Below are 16,378 nucleotides of genomic sequence, written 5' to 3'. Positions count from 1 at the left end.
CACGGCCCGCCCCGGAACTCGGCAGTAAGGTGAAGCCCATGAGCGAGGGAGTGCTGATTCTCGCGGCCACCCCCATCGGGTCGAGCCGCGACGCGAGCGAGTCCCTGCGCACCCTCCTCGCCGACGCGGACATCGTCGCCGCCGAGGACACCCGCAAGGCCGTCACGCTGCTGCGCCGCCTCGACGTGACCGCGCGCGGCAGGATCGTGAGCTACTTCGAGGGCAACGAGGCCGAGCGCACGCCCGAGCTGGTCGCCGCCGCCCAGGCCGGGCAGACCGTCGCGCTCGTCACCGACGCGGGCATGCCGTCGGTGTCCGACCCCGGCTACCGGGTGGTGACGGCGTTCTTGGAGGCCGGGCTGCGGGTGACCGCGCTGCCGGGCCCCTCCGCCGTGCTCACCGCGCTCGCCGTCTCCGGGCTCCCGGTCGACCGGTTCTGCTTCGAGGGGTTCCTGCCGCGCAAGGGGGGCGAGCGGCGCCGCCGCCTCGACGCGCTCGCCACCGAGGAACGCACGATGGTGTTCTTCGAGGCCCCCCACCGCCTGGAGGAGTTCCTCGCCGACGCCACGGGCGCGCTCGGGGAGGGCCGACGTGTTGCGGTGTGCCGCGAATTGACCAAGCCCCACGAAGAGGTGTTCCGCGGCACCCTCGCCGAGGCGCGCGGCTGGGCCGCGGCCGGGGTGCGCGGGGAGGTGACGGTCGTCGTCGACGGCGCGAAGCTGGAGGACCTGTCGCCCGACGAGGCGCTCGGGCTGGTGCGCGCCCGGATCGCGGACGGCATGAAGCTGTCGGCGGCGGTGGCGGAGGTCGCGGCGCTCACGGGCGCCCGTCGCAAGGAGCTGTACGCCGCCGCGGTGGCGGACAAGGAGGGACGCGGATGACGATCATCGACGAGTTGGGCCTGCCGGGGCTGCCCGAGGCGTTGCCGCGCGGCATCGTCGACAACCACACCCACACGCTGACCACGACGAATTACTCGAAGCTGCGGCCGGCGGACTCGCTCGAGCTCGCCGCGAGCGTCGGGGTGACGCACGTGGTGGACGTCGGCTACGACGTCGCCTCCTCCCGGCACGCGCTCGCGCTGGCCGACGAGTTCCCGCAGGTGGTCGCGGCCGTGGCGCTGCACCCGAACGACGCCGCCACGATCGCCACCCGCGACGGCGACGAGCCGTTCGAGGCGACGCTGGCCGAGATCGAGTCGATGGTGCCGGAGGCCCGGGCGGTGGGGGAGACGGGCCTCGACTACTACCGCACCCGCGACGCGGACGGGAAGCTGGCGCAGGAGCGGTCGTTCCGGCGGCACATCGGCTGGGCGAAGGAGCACGGCAAGACTCTCGTCGTCCACGACCGCGACGCCCACGACGACATCCTGCGGGTGCTCGACGACGAGGGCGCCCCCGAGCGCGTGGTCATGCACTGCTTCTCCGGCGACGCCGACTTCGCCCGCGCCTGCACCGAGCGCGGCTTCTGGCTGTCGTACCCCGGCGTGGTGACCTTCGGGAACGCGGAGGCGCTGCGGGAGGCGGCGCGCGCCACGCCGCTGGAGAGGGTGCTCGTCGAGACCGACGCGCCGTTCCTCACCCCGGCCCCCGAGCGCGGCAAGCACAACGCTCCGTACCTTCTCCCGCATACCGTCCGGTTCCTCGCGGACCTCCTCGACGTGGAACTCGCCGAGTTCTGCGACCTCGTCACGGCCAACACGTTCGCCGCGTTCGGCGGCCGCTGGGGCGACGATGCCTGAGCTCGGTCTGCTGGATCCCGCGTCGATCCGCCGCTTGGCGGCCGAGCTCGACCTGCGCCCCACCAAGCAGCGCGGCCAGAACTTCGTCCACGACCCCAACACGGTGCGGCGGATCGTGGCGCTCTCGGGCGTGACCGCCGACGACCAGGTGCTGGAGATCGGCCCGGGGCTCGGTTCGCTGACCCTGGGGCTGCTCGAGACGGGCGCCGGCGTGACGGCGATCGAGATCGAGGACCGGCTCGCGGAGCGGCTGGAACGGACCACGCGGGAGCGGATGGGCGACGAGGTGGCCGCCCGTCTGCAGGTGGTCCACGCGGATGCGCTCGACGTGACGTCGCTGCCCGGCCGCCCGCCCACCGCGGTGGTGGCCAACCTGCCGTACAACGTGTCCGTCCCGGTGCTGCTGCGCCTGCTCGAGCTGTTCGACGAGTGGGACCGCGGCCTCGTCATGGTGCAGTTGGAGGTGGCCGACCGGCTCGTCGCCGCGCCGGGCTCGAAGATCTACGGGGTCCCGTCGGCGAAGATGGCGTGGTACGCGGAGGCGGTGCGCGTCGGCACCGTGGGGCCGGCGGTGTTCTGGCCGGTGCCGAACGTCGACTCCGGGCTCGTCCGCATCACACGGCGGGAACCGCCCCAGGGGGATCGTGTGAAGACGTTCGCGGTCATCGATGCGGCGTTCGCGCAGCGCCGGAAGATGCTCAGGTCCGCGCTCGCGAAGCTGTTCGGGTCGTCGTCGGCGGCGAGCGCGGCGCTCGAGGCGGCGGGGGTGTCGCCCGAGGCGCGCGGGGAAACGCTCTCTGTGGCGCAGTTCGCGGCAGTGGCGGCGCAGCTCGGCTGATCGGTGGCTGCTGCGCGCCAAAGTGGCTAGGTTTGTGCCATGACAGTGCGAGTCAAGGTGCCGGGGAAGGTCAATCTCGCACTTCGCGTCGGCGGCACCGACGAAGCCGGCTATCACGAGCTCGGCACCATCTTTCAAGCGGTTTCCCTGTACGACGAGATCGCCGCCGAGGTGCGCCCCGAGGGCGAATTTCGGCTCGCGTTCCAGGGCGAGGGGGCGGCGTTCCTGCCCGTCGACGACACCAACCTCGCGATGCGGGCCGCCAAGCTGGTGGCCGCCCGGTTCGGCGTCGAGGACGCCGGGTGCGCGCTCACCATCCGGAAGCGGATCCCGGTGGCCGGCGGCATGGCAGGCGGCTCGGCCGACGCGGCCGGCACGCTGCTGGCGTGCAGCGAGCTGTGGGGCGTGGGGGCGAGCGTCGAGGAGTTGTCCGAGTTGGCCGCCCAGTTGGGCGCCGACGTGCCGTTCCTCCTATACGGAGGCACCGTGCACGGCACCGGCCGCGGTGACGTGCTGGAACCGCTGCCCGCGGCGGGGGAGTACCACTGGGTGTTCGCCCTGTCCCACGGCGGGCTCTCGACACCGGCGGTGTTCCGGGAGTTCGACCGGCTCTACGACCCTCGCCCGACGGAGCTGCCGGCACCGCTCGTCGCCGCGCTGGCCGACGGGGACCTCGCCGTCGTCGGCGCGAACCTCATCAACGACCTCGAGGATGCCGCCATCAGCCTGCAGCCGACGCTCCAGCACACGCTCCAGCTCGGCCGCGACGCGGGGGCACTGGGGGCGGTCATCAGCGGGTCCGGGCCGACGTGCGCGTTCCTCACGGACTCGAGGGACGCCGCGGAGGAGGTCGGCCAAGCCCTGGCGGTGTTCTCCGGCGTGCGCGCCGTTCGTGTCGCCACCGGGCCGGTGGCGGGTGCCCACGTCGTCGATTAGCCCTTGGGGCGCCGCTTCTCGCGCTCGTCGATCCGCTCGATGAGCAGGTAGGGGTCGGGGTTGAGGTTGGCCATGCCGTTCCACGCGAGGTTGATCAGGTGGCGGGCGACGACCTCCTTGGATGGTTCGCGACGTTCGAGCCACTGCTGGCCCGTCTGTGCGACGAGTCCCACGAGCGCTTGGGCGTAGAGGCCGGCGAACTTGGGATCGTGGCCCAGGCGCTTGAACTGCACCCCGAGGATGTCCTCCACCTGCACGGCGATGTCGGAGAGGATCGACGCGAACGACCCGGTCGGTCCGGTGGCCGACGAGTCGCGGGAGAGGATGCGGAACCCGTCGGGGCAGGTGTCGATGTAGTCGAGCAGGGCCATGGCGCCGCGCTCCAGCAGTTCCCGGGAGCGGGCGTTGGGCGTGGTCAGGGCACCGCGGATCGCGTCGTGCAGGGCGCGGGTCTCTCGGTCGACGACGACCGCGTAGGCACCCTCCTTGCCGCCGAAGTGCTCGTAGACGACCGGCTTCGAGACGCCGGCCTGCGCCGCGATCTCCTCCACCGACGTGCCCTCGAAGCCCTTGGCGGAGAACAGCTCGCGGGCGACCGCGATCAGCTGTTCGCGGCGCTCGGCGGCCGTCATCCGCACGCGCGTGCGTCGCGCCCTGGGTCCGGGGGTTGCAGTTGCCATGCGGGCTAGTCTCGCGCATCCCGCCGTCATCCGCACTCAACGGGTCAGGATCCAGCAGTCCTCCGCGTGGTCGTCGACGATGCCCACGGCCTGCATCAGGGCGTACATCGTCGTGGGCCCGACGAACTTGAACCCCAGCTTCTTCAGTCGTTTGGCCAGCGCCGCGGACTCGGGCGTGAACCCGTTCGGGCCGTCCACCGAGGACGGGCGGACGTGTGACGCCGGGCGGTGCTCCTCGATGATCTCCGCCAGCTTGAGCCCCTCATCGTGGAGGGCGACGAGCGCCCTGGCGTTGTGGATCGTGGCGTCGATCTTGAGCCGGTTGCGGATGATGCCCGCGTCGTTCATCAGCCGCTCGACGTCCTCGTCGCCGTAGGCCGCGACCAGCTCAGGCGCGAAGTCGTCGAACGCCTCCCGGAACGCCGGCCGCTTCCGCAGCACGGTCAGCCAGCTGAGCCCCGACTGGAACCCCTCCAGCGCCAGCCGCTCGAACAGCTCCCGCTCGTCGTCACTTCCCTCAAGTGGCTTGCCCCACTCCTCGTCGTGGTACCGCTCGTACAGCTCGTCACCGTTGCCGAAGCAGCGCTTCTTGTCGTCTCCCATGTGACCTCCTCGCCCCATGATGGTCGCATCGCCCGTCGTCGTTCCAGCGTTCGCGCGGTCTGTGGAGAACCGTGTCCAAGTGGCCGGACGGGAACCGGTGTCCTAGACTTGGGCGAGCCCCTCGGGGCTGAACCCCGGTTGGTCTTTCGGTAGGGCCCGCCTGACTTTGAATCAGGATTAGCGAAGCAGGTTCGACTCCTGCCCGGGGTGCCATCGGCCGGACCGACAACAGGAAGCTCTGGCACTGACGTGACGCACCACCACGAACCGGTCGACCCCGCGTTCGGCCCCAACCACTGGCGGCTGGCCACTGCCCAACTCCTGTCGGGTGTCGGTATCGCCTCGGGCGTGGCGGTCGGCGCCATCCTCGTCGAGGACATCTCCGGCAGCACGGCGCTGGCCGGGTTCGCGCAGACGGCGACGATCCTCGGAGCCGGCCTGGTCGGCTTCCCCCTCTCGAAGCTGGCGAGCCGGCGAGGCCGTCGGACGGCACTCGCGCTCGGGTTCGGACTCGGCGCGGTCGGCGCGCTCCTGATCCTTCTCGGCGCGCAGCTGGACGTGCTCGTCGTGCTCTTCCTGGGGCTGACGCTGTTCGGCTCCGCCACGGCTGCGGGGCTTCAGTCTCGTTATGCCGCGACGGATCTCGCACCCGTCGACCAGCGCGCGCGGGCCATGTCCATCGTCATCTGGGCCACCACAGTGGGTTCCGTCGCCGGGCCGCAGCTCACCGCGCCCGGCGCGGCGCTGGGCCGCGTGCTGGGGATGAACGGACTCGTCGGACCCTACCTCTTCTCCTTGGTGTCGTTCGCCCTCGCGACGCTGGTGACCGCCACGATGCGGGAGCCACAGCGGCCGCTCGCCGAGACCAGTGGCAGCGGCGAGGACCTGTCGATGCTCGAGTGCCTCCGGATGGCGTGGGCGAGGCCCACGGCGTTCTTCGGCATGACCGCCGTCGTGGCGGGCCAGATCATGATGGTGGCCGTTATGGTGATGACGCCCCTGCACATGCACCACCAGGACATGTCGCTCACCGTCGTCGGCGTCGTGATCTCCGGCCACATCCTCGGCATGTACGGGCTGTCGCCGGTGGTGGGCTGGCTGTCCGACCGGTTCGGCCCCACGAAGGTGGTGTACCTCGGCATGGTGCTCTTCCTGGTGACGTTCCTCGTCGGGATCCTCGACGCGCTGGGGGAGTCCAGCCTCGTGCGACTGATCCCGACGCTCTTCCTCCTCGGCGTCGCCTGGTCCTGCACCTTGATCGCCGGCTCAGCCATCGTCGTCGGTGCCGTGGAGCCCACGGCGCGCGTTCCCTTCCAGGGCACGGTGGACGCGCTGATGAACTTCGGCGCGGCCGCGGTGACCGCGGCCACCGGCACCGTCCTGGCGCTCTACGGCTTCGTCGGGATCAACCTGCTGGCCGCGGCGGTGCTCCTCGTGCTGCTGGCGATCGCGACTCGCGCCCGGCGGGACCGTTCCCGACTAGGCTGACCGGATGGGCACCGAAGCCCACTGACGTCCGAGCACAAGGGATGGCCGACGATGAGCGTCCTTGAAGAACACCGACACGCCCTACTCGCCGAGACTGCCGATGGCCTCGGGCCTTCAGCAGCGGTCAGCGCCGAGTTCCTCGCGCTCTACTACCGCGACGTGCTGACCGACGACCTCGTCGAACGTCAGCCCGAGGACCTGCGCGGCGTCGTGCTGAGCCACTGGTCGCTCGCCCGGAGGCGGCAGCGGGGCGAGGTGCTGGTCCGCTCCTTCACGCCGACGGTGGAGGCCCACGGCTGGTCCACCGGCGGCACGGTGGTGCAGGTGGTCTGCGACGACCGGCCGTTCATCGTCGACTCGCTCATGGCCGAGCTGGGGCAGCAGGGCCTGGAGATCCGGCTCCTGGTCCACCCGCAGCCGAGGGTGGCCAGGGACGAGGACGGCACCCTCGTGGGGCCTGACCCTGACGGCATCCCGGAGTCGTGGGTGCACGTCGAGGTGGAGCGACTGACCGACCCGGAGGCGATCGCCCGCCTCGTCGCCCGGATCGAGCGGGTGCTCGCGGACGTCGCCGCCGCGGTGACGGACTGGAAGTCGATGACCGACCGGGCCGCCGCCATCGCCGCCGCCCTGCGGGAGGGGCCGGACGCCGTGCCGGCCGGGGAACGCGAGGAAGCGGCCGACCTGCTGGAGTGGCTCGTCGACGACCACTTCCTCTTCCTGGGCTACCGGCAGTACTCGTTCACCGACGCCCCGACCGGCGGCTTGCTCGAGCAGATGCCCGGCACCGGGTTGGGGCTGCTGCGCAAGGAGGGCGGCACTCCGAGCCGCCGGCTCACGGGCGTGATCGCCGAGAAGGCCCGCGAGCCCCGAGTGTTGATCGTCTCCAAGGCCAACACCCGCTCCACCGTCCACCGCGCGTCCTACATGGACTACGTCGGCATCAAGACCTTCGGGCCCGACGGCGTGGTCAACGGGGAGCACCGGTTCCTCGGGCTGTTCACGTCGCTCGCCATGCACGCGCCGCTCAGCGACATCCCGGTGGTCCGGACCAAGTTGGCCCGCGTGTTGGAGATCAGCGGCTACCCCGCCGACACGCACTCCGGCCGCGACGTGCGGAGTGTGCTGGAGTCGTACCCACGCGACGAGGTCTTCCAGGCCGACGCCGACTTCCTCGCGGACGTAGCCAGGAACATCGTGGCGGTCAGGTTCCGGGGCCAGACGCAGCTGTTCGCCCGCGCCGACGACTACGGGCGCTTCCTGTCCTGCACCGTCCTGATGCCCCGTGAGCGGTACAACACGGCGGTCCGGGTCCGGGTCCAGGAGATCCTGATGCGTGCGCTGCAGGGCTCGGGTGTCGAGTACTCCACGCGGGTCAGTGACGCGATGCCCGCCATGGTCTACTACGTGGTCCGGCGCGACGCGGCACTGGCCAACGCCCCCGTCAACCTCGACGAACTGGAGGAGTGGCTGCGGGACGCGGTCCGCACGTGGGAGGGCGAGTGGGCGCAGGCCATGGAAGCCGAGTTCGGGGATGTGGAGGGGTCCCGCCTCGTCGAACGCTGGGGGCCGGGCCTCGACGAGGCGTACAAGGCGACGCACCGCCCGCGCGCCGCCGCCGTCGACATCCGCTTCCTGCAGGCGGTCCCGCTCGGGGGCATCATGGCCAGCCTCTACCAGGAGCAGGGCGCGCCCGACGGGGAACGGCGGCTCCGGCTGTACTGCGGCCGTGAACTGGCGCTCACCGAGGTCCTGCCGGTGCTCCTCGACTTCGGGCTCCGGGTCAGCGACGAGCGCCCCTACACGGTCCGCGCCGCCGACGGGCCGACGGGCTACATCCTCGACTTCGGGGTGAGCGCCGAGTCCGAGGACTACTGGGACCGTTGCGGCGGGACCGACGGCCGGTTCGTCGATGCGCTGCACGCGGTGTGGCAGGGCCGGGCGGAGAGCGACCGGCTGAACCAGTTGGTGGGCACGGTGGGGCTGTCCTGGCAGCAGGTCGTCGTGCTCCGGATGCTCACGGCCTACCTGCGGCAGACGACGCACTACTCGAAGACCACGCTGATGGACGCACTCACCCACAACGCCGCGATCGCCGACGACGTGGTGGCGGTGTTCGAGGCGCGCTTCCGTCCGGACGTCGACGGCGGCAGGGAGGAGCTCACGCAGCGGGCGGCGGACCTCGTCGATGCCGGGCTCGAGGCCGTGCCGAGTCTCGACCACGACCGCGTCATCCGTGCCCTCGTCCACGTGATCCGCGCGGGCGTGCGCACCAGCTTCTACCAGCCGGGGCCCGACGGGGACACCGTGCCCCCGGAGACGATCGCCTTCAAGCTCGAGCCGGGGAAGGTGCCCCATCTCGCCCCGCCGCGGCCACGGTTCGAGGTGTGGGTGTACGGCACGCAGCTCGAGGGCGTGCATTTCCGCTTCGGGCGCGTGGCCCGCGGCGGACTGCGCTGGTCGGACCGCCCCGACGACTTCCGCACCGAGGTGCTCGGCCTCGTCAAGGCGCAGATGGTGAAGAACGCGGTCATCGTGCCCACCGGCGCCAAGGGATGCTTCTTCCCGAAGCGCCTGCCCGATCCGCAGCGTGATCGTCGCGCCTGGTTGGCGCGGGGCGAGGACGCGTACCGCCGGTTCGTCGCGGCGCTGCTGTCGGTGACGGACAACCTCGTCGGCGGCGAGGTGGTGCCGCCGCGGGACGTGGTGCGCCACGACGCCGACGACACCTACCTCGTCGTCGCCGCGGACAAGGGCACCGCGTCGTTCTCCGACGTGGCCAACGAGGTCTCGCTCGCCCACGGGTACTGGCTGGGCGACGCCTTCGCCTCCGGCGGCGCCACCGGCTACGACCACAAGGAGATGGGCATCACCGCCCGCGGGGCGTGGGAGTCGGTGAGGCGCCACTTCCTCGAGCTCGGCGTGGATCCGGACCACGAGGACATCACCGTCGTGGGCATCGGCGACATGAGCGGCGACGTGTTCGGCAACGGCATGCTGCAGAGCAAGCACATCCGCCTCGTCGCCGCGTTCGACCACCGCCACGTCTTCGTCGACCCGAATCCGGATGCCGCGACCTCCTACGAGGAGCGGCGAAGGCTGTTCCACCTTCCGACCTCCTCGTGGGCCGACTACTCGGCTGAGCTGATCAGCCCCGGCGGCGGTGTGTTCCCGCGCGACGCCAAGGCGGTGGCGGTCACCGCCGAGATGCGCGCCGTGCTGCCACTCGGGGAGGCCGACGAGGTCACCCCGGCCGAACTGGTTCGCGCGGTCCTCCGCGCCGACGTGGACCTGCTGTGGAACGGCGGCATCGGCACGTACGTGAAGGCCTCCACCGAACAGGACGCGGAGATCGGCGACCGTGCCAACAACGGCGTGCGGATCAACGGCGACGAGTTGCGGTGCCGCGTCTTCGCCGAGGGCGGCAACCTCGGCGCGAGCCAGCGCGGGCGGGTGGAGGCCGCGCAGCACGGGGTCCACATCAACACCGACGCGATCGACAACTCGGCCGGCGTCGACTCGTCGGACCACGAGGTCAACATCAAGATCCTTCTCGACAAGGTGGTCGCGGAGGGACGGCTGACCGGTCGGCAGCGCAACGACCTCCTCGCGTCCATGACCGACGAGGTGGCCCGGCGGGTGCTGCGGACCAACTACGAGCAGAACATCCTGCTCGCCAACGCGCGGCACCTCGGCCCGGCGATGGTCCGCGCACACGGGCGGCTGATGGACTGGCTCGAGAAGCGGGGCGCGTTGGAGCGGAGCCTCGAGTCGCTGCCCACCCATGCCCAGTTGGGCCAGCGCGCCAAGGACGGCCACGGACTCACGTCGCCCGAGTTCGCGGTGCTCATCGCGTACGCGAAGCTCGCGATGAAGGAGGCGCTGCTCGCCTCCGACGTGCCCGACGACCCATGGTTCGAGCGCGAACTCGTCGAATACTTCCCCGCACCGCTGCACGAGTTCGCCGACGCGATCGCCCGGCACCCGTTGCGCCGGGAGATCATCGCCACCCGGATCGCGAACTCGCTGGTCAACAGGGGCGGGATCAGCTTCGCCCACCGGGCCATGGAGGAGACCGGCGCTTCGATGGCCGACGTGGCGCGGGCCTACGTCGTGGCCCGTGAGGTGTTCGACCAGAAGTCCTACGTCCGCGCGGTGGAGGAGCTCGACGGGAGGGTGGACGCCGCGCTGCAGTCGGAACTGTTCATCGAGTTCCGCCAGCTGCTCGAGCGGGCCGTCTGGCACCTGCTGCGTCGCGAGCCGCCGCTCGGGGCGATCGCGGATGAACTCGACCGCTACCGCGAGCCCGTCGCGCGGCTGCTGGCGGACCCGTCGGCCCAGTTCAGCGACGAGGGTCGCCGGCGGTTCCTCGAGCACGTCGAGGAGCGCGAACGACAGGGGGCGCCCCGGGAGCTGGCGGAGCAGTCGGGGACGCTCGCCGACTCGTCGTCCCGCCTGGCGATCGTGGAGTTGGCCGCCGGGTTCGACGCCGACGTGGTGGAGGTGGCGCGGGCGCACCACCAGCTGTCCGAGGTGATCCGGATGGACGAGCTCCTCGGGCTTCTCGACGCCGTGCCCAACGAGAGTCGCTGGGACGCCGTCGCGAAGTCCTCCGTGCGCCACGACCTCTACGAGCTTGCGATCGCGCTCACTGCGGACGCCTTGGCGGCAGGCGGCGACGAGTCCTCCTCCGAGAAGGTGGACCGGTGGGCGCAGCGGCACGACGGCACGCTGGGCGAGATCCGTGCGCTGGTGGACGAGCTGAGGAGCGAACCGAGCGTGGGGCTGAGCCACTCGTGGGTGCTGCTGCAGGAGTTGGAGCGGCTGCGCGAGGACACGTGACCTGCTCCGCGCTCCGTCAGGAGAGCACGCCGTAGCGCAGGAAGACGGTGCCGGAGCCGAAGCGTCGCTCCTCGAGCAGGGTCAGGTTGAGGCTCAGGCCCTCCTGGAACAGCCGCGTGCCTCCGCCGACGACCACGGGCGCGATGTAGAGGCACAGCTCGTCGACGATGCCGGCCCGCAGGAAGGCGGCGCCCAGCGTCGGGCCGGCCACCTCCAGGTCCTTGGCGCTCGACGACTTCAGGCGTCGGATCGCATCGATGTCCAACGACCGTTCCACCCGCGTGCGGGGGATGCCGGGGTCCTCCAGCGACGAGGAGAACACGATCTTGTCGGCGGCCCGCCAGATGGGCGTGAACTGCACGTACGGCTCCTCCATCCCGGCCACGAAGTCGTCCTCGTCCCACACCCGCATCGTCTCGAACATCCGCCGCCCGATCAGGTAGGTGCCGATGCGCTGCTGCTGCTCGAGGATGAAGTCGTGCACCTCCTCGTCGGGGGTGCCCCAGTCGAAGGTGCCGTCCGCGCTGTTGACGAAGCCGTCCAGCGACGCCGTCATGCCGTACGAGAGCGTGCCCACGGTGACTCCTTCCCGCTCCGGCCCGGGAGCGTGATCGCCAGGACGACGGCGAGCGCCAGACCGAACTCGCCGACGGCCGAGAGCCACAGTCGCGGCTCGGTGATGAACAGCGAGATGCCCAGCACCACGTGCATGGCAGAGATCGTCAGGACCAGGGTCCGGCCGGTGTCGACACGTCCGCGCCGCACGAGCACCAGTCCGGCGATGACGGCCAACCCCATGAGCATGTTGTAGACGCCGACGTTCGTCGTCCAGAGGTCGACCGCCTCGTGCTCGTCGGGCTCGATCAGGAAGATCGGGTGCAGCGCCGCGGCGCGGAAGAAGAAGGTCTCGAGGACGCCCACGACCACGAGCGTCAGTGCCTCGAGCCCGGCCAAGATCTGCGCTAGGCGGGTCATACGAGTAGTGTCCGTCCGTCCCGCGCGGTGCACAAGACCTGCTTGACTGGTCCCATGATCGAAGTCGGATCCAAGTCCACGATGACGTACCAGGTGCCCGTCGAGCGCACGGTGCCGCGGCTGCTCCCGGAGTCGCCGCAGTTCCAGACCGTGCCCAACGTGTTCGCCACCGGCTACATGGTGGCGCTGATCGAGTGGGCGTGCATGGAGCACCTCGACGAGACCCACCACCTCGAGCACGGGCAGGTCTCCGTCGGCACCCACATCGACGCCTCGCACACCGCCGCCACGCTGCCCGGCCAGACAGTCACCGTCGAGACCACCTGCACCAAGGTGGACGGCCGGACGGTGGAGTTCGAGTTCGTCGCCCGCGACGAGCGCGACGTGATCACCACCGGCCGGCACGAGCGCGCGGTGATCGACAAGGAACGCTTCCACGGCGGCCTGCGGAAGAAGGCGGAGGCCGTGGGGGTGGAGGTGCACGCCGACTAGCGGGACAGGAAACGTTTACCTCCTCGACACCTTCCGTAGGCCGAACGATCATGTCTGGTCAATACGGTCTGGGGGTCCCCAGCATCTGTTTCGAGGAGAAGCATGTCCCTGGTCCGAAACCGGAGCCTCGCCGTCGCGGCCGCCGCCGCGATGGCGTGCACCTGGCTCCTGCCGACCGCCCACGCGGCCCCGCCCCAGCCGTCCACGGCTGAGCTCGCCATCCCCGACGAGGCACTCGCCCCGTCCGGCACGATCCTCGCCGAGCGCAGCGACGCCACCGTCGCGCCCGGCATCCACTACACGTCCTTCAGCCGCTACGCCCCGAACGGCTGGCTCCGCGGCGACATCATGACGCTCGACCTCACGGAAGAGGCCGTCACGCTCGACTACGTCGACACCGGCAAGGTGGCGGCGACGGCGACGCTCACCGACCAGCTGGAGGGCGCGGGCGCCATCGCCGGCGTCAACGGCGAGGGCTTCGACATCAACGACACCGGCGCGGCGCACGGCGTCGGCGTCAAGCAGGCCGGCGACATCGTCAAGGGCTACGGCGAGGGCACGACGCACCGCCGCGGCCCCAGCGCGGTCATCGGGTCCGACGGCTTGGCTGAGGTGGCGCAGCTGTTCCTCGATGCGTCCGCCACCGACGGGGAGCACACCGTCGCGGTCGACTACCTCAACACCCCCAACGTCAGCGGCAGCGCCGTCGCGCTCTTCACCCCCGAGTGGGGCGACGTGGCCGTGCAGCGCACGCTGAACAACCCCGCTGCCACCTGGCAGGTGCTGGTGCGTGACGGCGTCGTGGTCAGCTCCGCCGCCACCATTGACGCGGCAGGGCTCGCGGTGGGCGAGCAGGTGCTGGTCGGCATCGGGACCAAGGCCGCCGAGCTGGCCCGCTTCACCGTCGGCGAGACGATCACCCTGGACTACGAGATGCGCGGCTCCGACGACATCGCGGCCGCCATCAACGGCTTCTTCCCCGTCGTCATCGACGGCGAGATCGTCACCCGTAACACCACCGACCTCCACCCCCGCACCGTGCTGGCCGTGGGCGATGACGGCGAGCGCATGGCCCTCATGACGGTCGACGGCCGCCAGACCGCCTCCCGCGGCATGACCGAGGTGGAGACCGCGCAGTTCTTCCTGGACCTCGGCTACGACGACGTCCTCAACCTCGACGGGGGCGGCTCGTCGCAGCTCAACGCCCGCATCGCCGGCGACGACGAGATGACCATCCGCTCGAACCCGTCCGACGGCGGCGAGCGCCACACCGCCAACTCGCTGGGCGTCTTCGTCGCGGAGGGCTCCAACCGCGTCGTGGGCTACAAGGTCGCCGCCGCCAACTCCGACGCCCCGGCCGACGCGGACGTCAGCGACGACTTCGTCGTGATGGAGGGCCTCACCCGCGAGCTCGGCGCCCAGGCCTTCAACGAGGTCTACGCGCCGGTCCCGAGCAAGCCCCGCTGGTCCGAGGCCAACGGCAACATCACGATCGACGCCGCCACCTCCGGTGCCGAGACCGCCACCGTCACCGGCGTCGAGGCGGGTACCACCGACGTCGTCGTCTCCCGGGGCCACGTGCAGCACGAGCAGCCGCTCGTCGTCATCGGCGCCCCGGTGCGCCTCTCGTCATCGACGCAGCAGGTCAGCCTCCCCACTCAGGAGCAGACCGGCACGTTCCAGGTCCTGGGCCACGATGCCCGCGGCTTCTCGACCTGGGTCGAGCCGGCCGACGTCGAGCTCGAGTACGACGCCGAGCAGGTGGAGATCACCGCAGAGGGCGACCGCTTCCGCGTCAAGCCGCTGGTGGAGTCCGGCGCGGTCGTCGTCACGGCGCGTGTCGCCGGCGAGGAGACCCAGCTGGCCGTGACCATCGGCCTCGCCCGCGAGGTCGTCGACGAGCTCGACACCGGCGAGGGCTGGACGGCGGTGCGTTACCCGAGCGCCGTCCCCGTGCCCACGTTCGAGACCGCACCCGGCGCCGGCCCCGACGGCCGCGACGCGCTGGCGTTCAACTACTCCATGACCGGCACCACCGCGACGCGCGCCGCCTACCTGCAGTACCCCGAGCGGATCGACCTCACCGGCACCCCGCAGCGCATGGGGCTGTGGGTCCACGGCGACGGCAGCGGCGTCTGGCTGCGCGGCAACATCTACCAGGCCGGCGCCACCTCGCCCAGCACCATCAACTTCGCCTACGTCACCTGGACCGGCTGGCGCTACGTCGAGGCCGACATCCCCGCCGGGCTCAACATGCCGCTCGAGTTCTTCCGCTTCTACGCGGTGGAGACCAACCCCGCGAAGCAGTACTCCGGGCGCCTGATGTTCCAGGACCTGACGCTCCGCGCCGCACCCGAGGTGCCCGCGCTCGAGGTCGAGGCCGAGCGGAACCCGGCCATCGTCACGGGCGAGGCGCTGCCCGAGGACTGGTGGCAGTTCGCCGTCGTGGCGGACGCGCAGTTCACGGCCGACGCCCCCGACTCCCCGGTGGTGGAGGCGGCACGTCGGAGCCTGCGGGAGATCGTCGCCCGCGAGCCGGAGTTCATCGTCGTGAACGGCGACTGGGTGGACCGCGGCTTCCCCGAGGACATCGCGCTCGCGAAGCGCGTTCTGGAGGAGGAGATCCCCGACGACATCCCGTACTTCTACGTCCCCGGGAACCACGAGATGGCCGGCCCCGGCAACCTCGACGCGTGGACCGACGAGTTCGGTGACCCGTGGTACACGCTCGACCACAACGGGACACGGATCATCGTCCGCGCGACGCCCGGCTACAACTACCGCTCCGGCGGGTTCGACCAGCTGCTGGACCTGAAGTACCAGCTCGCCGACGCCGCCGCGAACGACGACATCGACAACGTGATCGTCTTCCAGCACCACCCGCTGACCGAGAAGTCCGCCACCGGGGGCTCCACGATCACGGATCCGTACGAGAAGGCCCTGGTGGAGGAGTGGTTCACCGAGTTCCACGCGGCCACCGGCAAGGGCGTCGCCCTGCACGCGGCCGGCACCGGCACGTTCGAGGCGGCCATGTTCGACGGCGTCCACCAGTTCACCAACGGCAACGCCGGCAAGGGCCCCAACGGCTCCCCGGACGCCGGCGGCTTCACCGGCTGGTCGATGGTGGCGGTGGACCCGACCCCGCAGGAGCAGTGGATCAACGTCGCCTACGTGCCGCACGCCGACGCACTGGAGGTGTCGGCGCTGGAAGCCCTGCAGACCGGCGAGGCCGGGGCGGTCTCGGCCACCGTGGTGCAGGACGGCCGACGGGTCCCCGTCGCCTACCCGGTCTCCGCGACCTTCGAGGTCAGCGACGGCGCCGCCTACGACCACGCCACCGGTGAGTTCACCGCCTACCGGGCGGGGACGCACACGCTGTCGGTGACGGTGAACGACGTGACCGAGACCGTCACGATCGAGGTCACGGGCGACGACGTGGCGCAGCCGGCCGAGGAGCCCTCCGTGGCGCCCGAGCCGACCGTCGCCCCGTGGCAGTCGAAGGGCAAGCCCGAACTGCGCCCCGTCGGCCCGAACGTGGGTCGCGGCAAGGGCAACGCCGAGGTGAACGTCATCGACAACGACCTCTTCGCGATCGACGGGCTGCCCGGCGCGTAGCGGGACCAGCACCCACTCCGGTGGGAGGGTTTGCACCAAGCTCGGTGCAAACCCTCCCACCGGAGCTTTTGGCGCGGGGCCTGGGGCGCTCGCAGAGGAACTGCGGAGACGACCCCGGCCTGGGCGCAGTAAGGTGAGCACTGCAAGCCCCGACCCCCAAGGAGACTG

General features: G+C 71.0%; 12 protein-coding genes and 1 tRNA gene. 9 read left to right on the top strand and 4 right to left on the bottom strand.

The window, feature by feature from the left end; all coding sequences use genetic code 11:
- Positions 1-38: 38 nt before the first annotated feature.
- The 4 genes from rsmI to BLR46_RS07555 are packed head-to-tail and all read left to right on the top strand — an operon-like array spanning position 39 to position 3,515.
- Positions 39-881, top strand: a complete 843-nt coding sequence (gene rsmI / locus BLR46_RS07570; RefSeq protein WP_093250570.1) for a 16S rRNA (cytidine(1402)-2'-O)-methyltransferase — start codon at positions 39-41, stop codon at positions 879-881.
- Complete coding sequence (locus BLR46_RS07565) at positions 878-1,741, top strand: TatD family hydrolase (protein WP_093250568.1); 864 nt, start codon at positions 878-880, stop codon at positions 1,739-1,741. Before rsmI ends, BLR46_RS07565 begins: the two co-directional genes overlap by 4 nt.
- Complete coding sequence (gene rsmA, locus BLR46_RS07560; RefSeq protein ID WP_093250565.1) at positions 1,734-2,579, top strand: 16S rRNA (adenine(1518)-N(6)/adenine(1519)-N(6))-dimethyltransferase RsmA; 846 nt, start codon at positions 1,734-1,736, stop codon at positions 2,577-2,579. The genes BLR46_RS07565 and rsmA overlap by 8 nt, the downstream gene beginning before the upstream one ends.
- Before the next feature lie 39 nt (positions 2,580-2,618).
- The gene (locus BLR46_RS07555) at positions 2,619-3,515 is read left to right on the top strand and encodes a 4-(cytidine 5'-diphospho)-2-C-methyl-D-erythritol kinase (protein ID WP_093250563.1); all 897 of its coding nucleotides are present in this window, start codon (positions 2,619-2,621) and stop codon (positions 3,513-3,515) included.
- Here the strand turns inward: BLR46_RS07555 and BLR46_RS07550 are convergent.
- A complete protein-coding gene (locus BLR46_RS07550) occupies positions 3,512-4,195 on the bottom strand; it encodes a TetR/AcrR family transcriptional regulator (RefSeq protein ID WP_218118380.1) in 684 nt (227 codons plus the stop codon). The two genes, BLR46_RS07555 and BLR46_RS07550, sit on opposite strands and share 4 nt — an antisense overlap.
- Positions 4,196-4,231: 36 nt before the next feature.
- Positions 4,232-4,798 (bottom strand): DNA-3-methyladenine glycosylase I, encoded by a 567-nt coding sequence (locus BLR46_RS07545; RefSeq protein WP_093250558.1) that lies wholly within the window; start codon positions 4,796-4,798, stop codon positions 4,232-4,234.
- 131 nt (positions 4,799-4,929) lie between these two features.
- Between BLR46_RS07545 and BLR46_RS07540 the strand changes: the two genes are divergently transcribed.
- The 3 genes from BLR46_RS07540 (at position 4,930) to BLR46_RS07530 (ending at position 11,128) form a co-directional block, all read left to right on the top strand.
- A tRNA-Gln gene (locus BLR46_RS07540) sits at positions 4,930-5,011 on the top strand.
- Positions 5,012-5,047: 36 nt separating this feature from the next.
- Positions 5,048-6,286: an MFS transporter gene (locus BLR46_RS07535; protein WP_093250556.1), complete on the top strand. Its 1,239-nt coding sequence runs from the start codon at positions 5,048-5,050 to the stop codon at positions 6,284-6,286.
- Between the two features lie 51 nt (positions 6,287-6,337).
- On the top strand, positions 6,338-11,128 hold the full coding sequence (locus BLR46_RS07530; RefSeq protein ID WP_093250553.1) for an NAD-glutamate dehydrogenase: 4,791 nt from the start codon (positions 6,338-6,340) through the stop codon (positions 11,126-11,128).
- A 16-nt stretch (positions 11,129-11,144) separates the two neighbouring features.
- Here the strand turns inward: BLR46_RS07530 and BLR46_RS07525 are convergent, their stop codons facing one another.
- Positions 11,145-11,705: a dihydrofolate reductase family protein gene (locus tag BLR46_RS07525; RefSeq protein ID WP_218118379.1), complete on the bottom strand. Its 561-nt coding sequence runs from the start codon at positions 11,703-11,705 to the stop codon at positions 11,145-11,147.
- Positions 11,681-12,103: a DUF1304 family protein gene (locus BLR46_RS07520; protein WP_093250551.1), complete on the bottom strand. Its 423-nt coding sequence runs from the start codon at positions 12,101-12,103 to the stop codon at positions 11,681-11,683. Before BLR46_RS07520 ends, BLR46_RS07525 begins: the two co-directional genes overlap by 25 nt.
- Positions 12,104-12,157: 54 nt before the next feature.
- Between BLR46_RS07520 and BLR46_RS07515 the strand changes: the two genes are divergently transcribed.
- On the top strand, positions 12,158-12,595 hold the full coding sequence (locus tag BLR46_RS07515) for a thioesterase family protein (RefSeq protein WP_093250549.1): 438 nt from the start codon (positions 12,158-12,160) through the stop codon (positions 12,593-12,595).
- A gap of 102 nt (positions 12,596-12,697) precedes the next feature.
- Positions 12,698-16,210: a phosphodiester glycosidase family protein gene (locus tag BLR46_RS07510; protein ID WP_093250547.1), complete on the top strand. Its 3,513-nt coding sequence runs from the start codon at positions 12,698-12,700 to the stop codon at positions 16,208-16,210.
- Positions 16,211-16,378 lie beyond the last annotated feature (168 nt).

Source organism: Tessaracoccus oleiagri, assembly GCF_900103275.1.
GTDB lineage: Bacteria > Actinomycetota > Actinomycetes > Propionibacteriales > Propionibacteriaceae > Arachnia > Arachnia oleiagri.
Note: the sequence above shows the minus strand (reverse complement) of the source record. Positions and strands in the feature narration are given on the sequence as shown.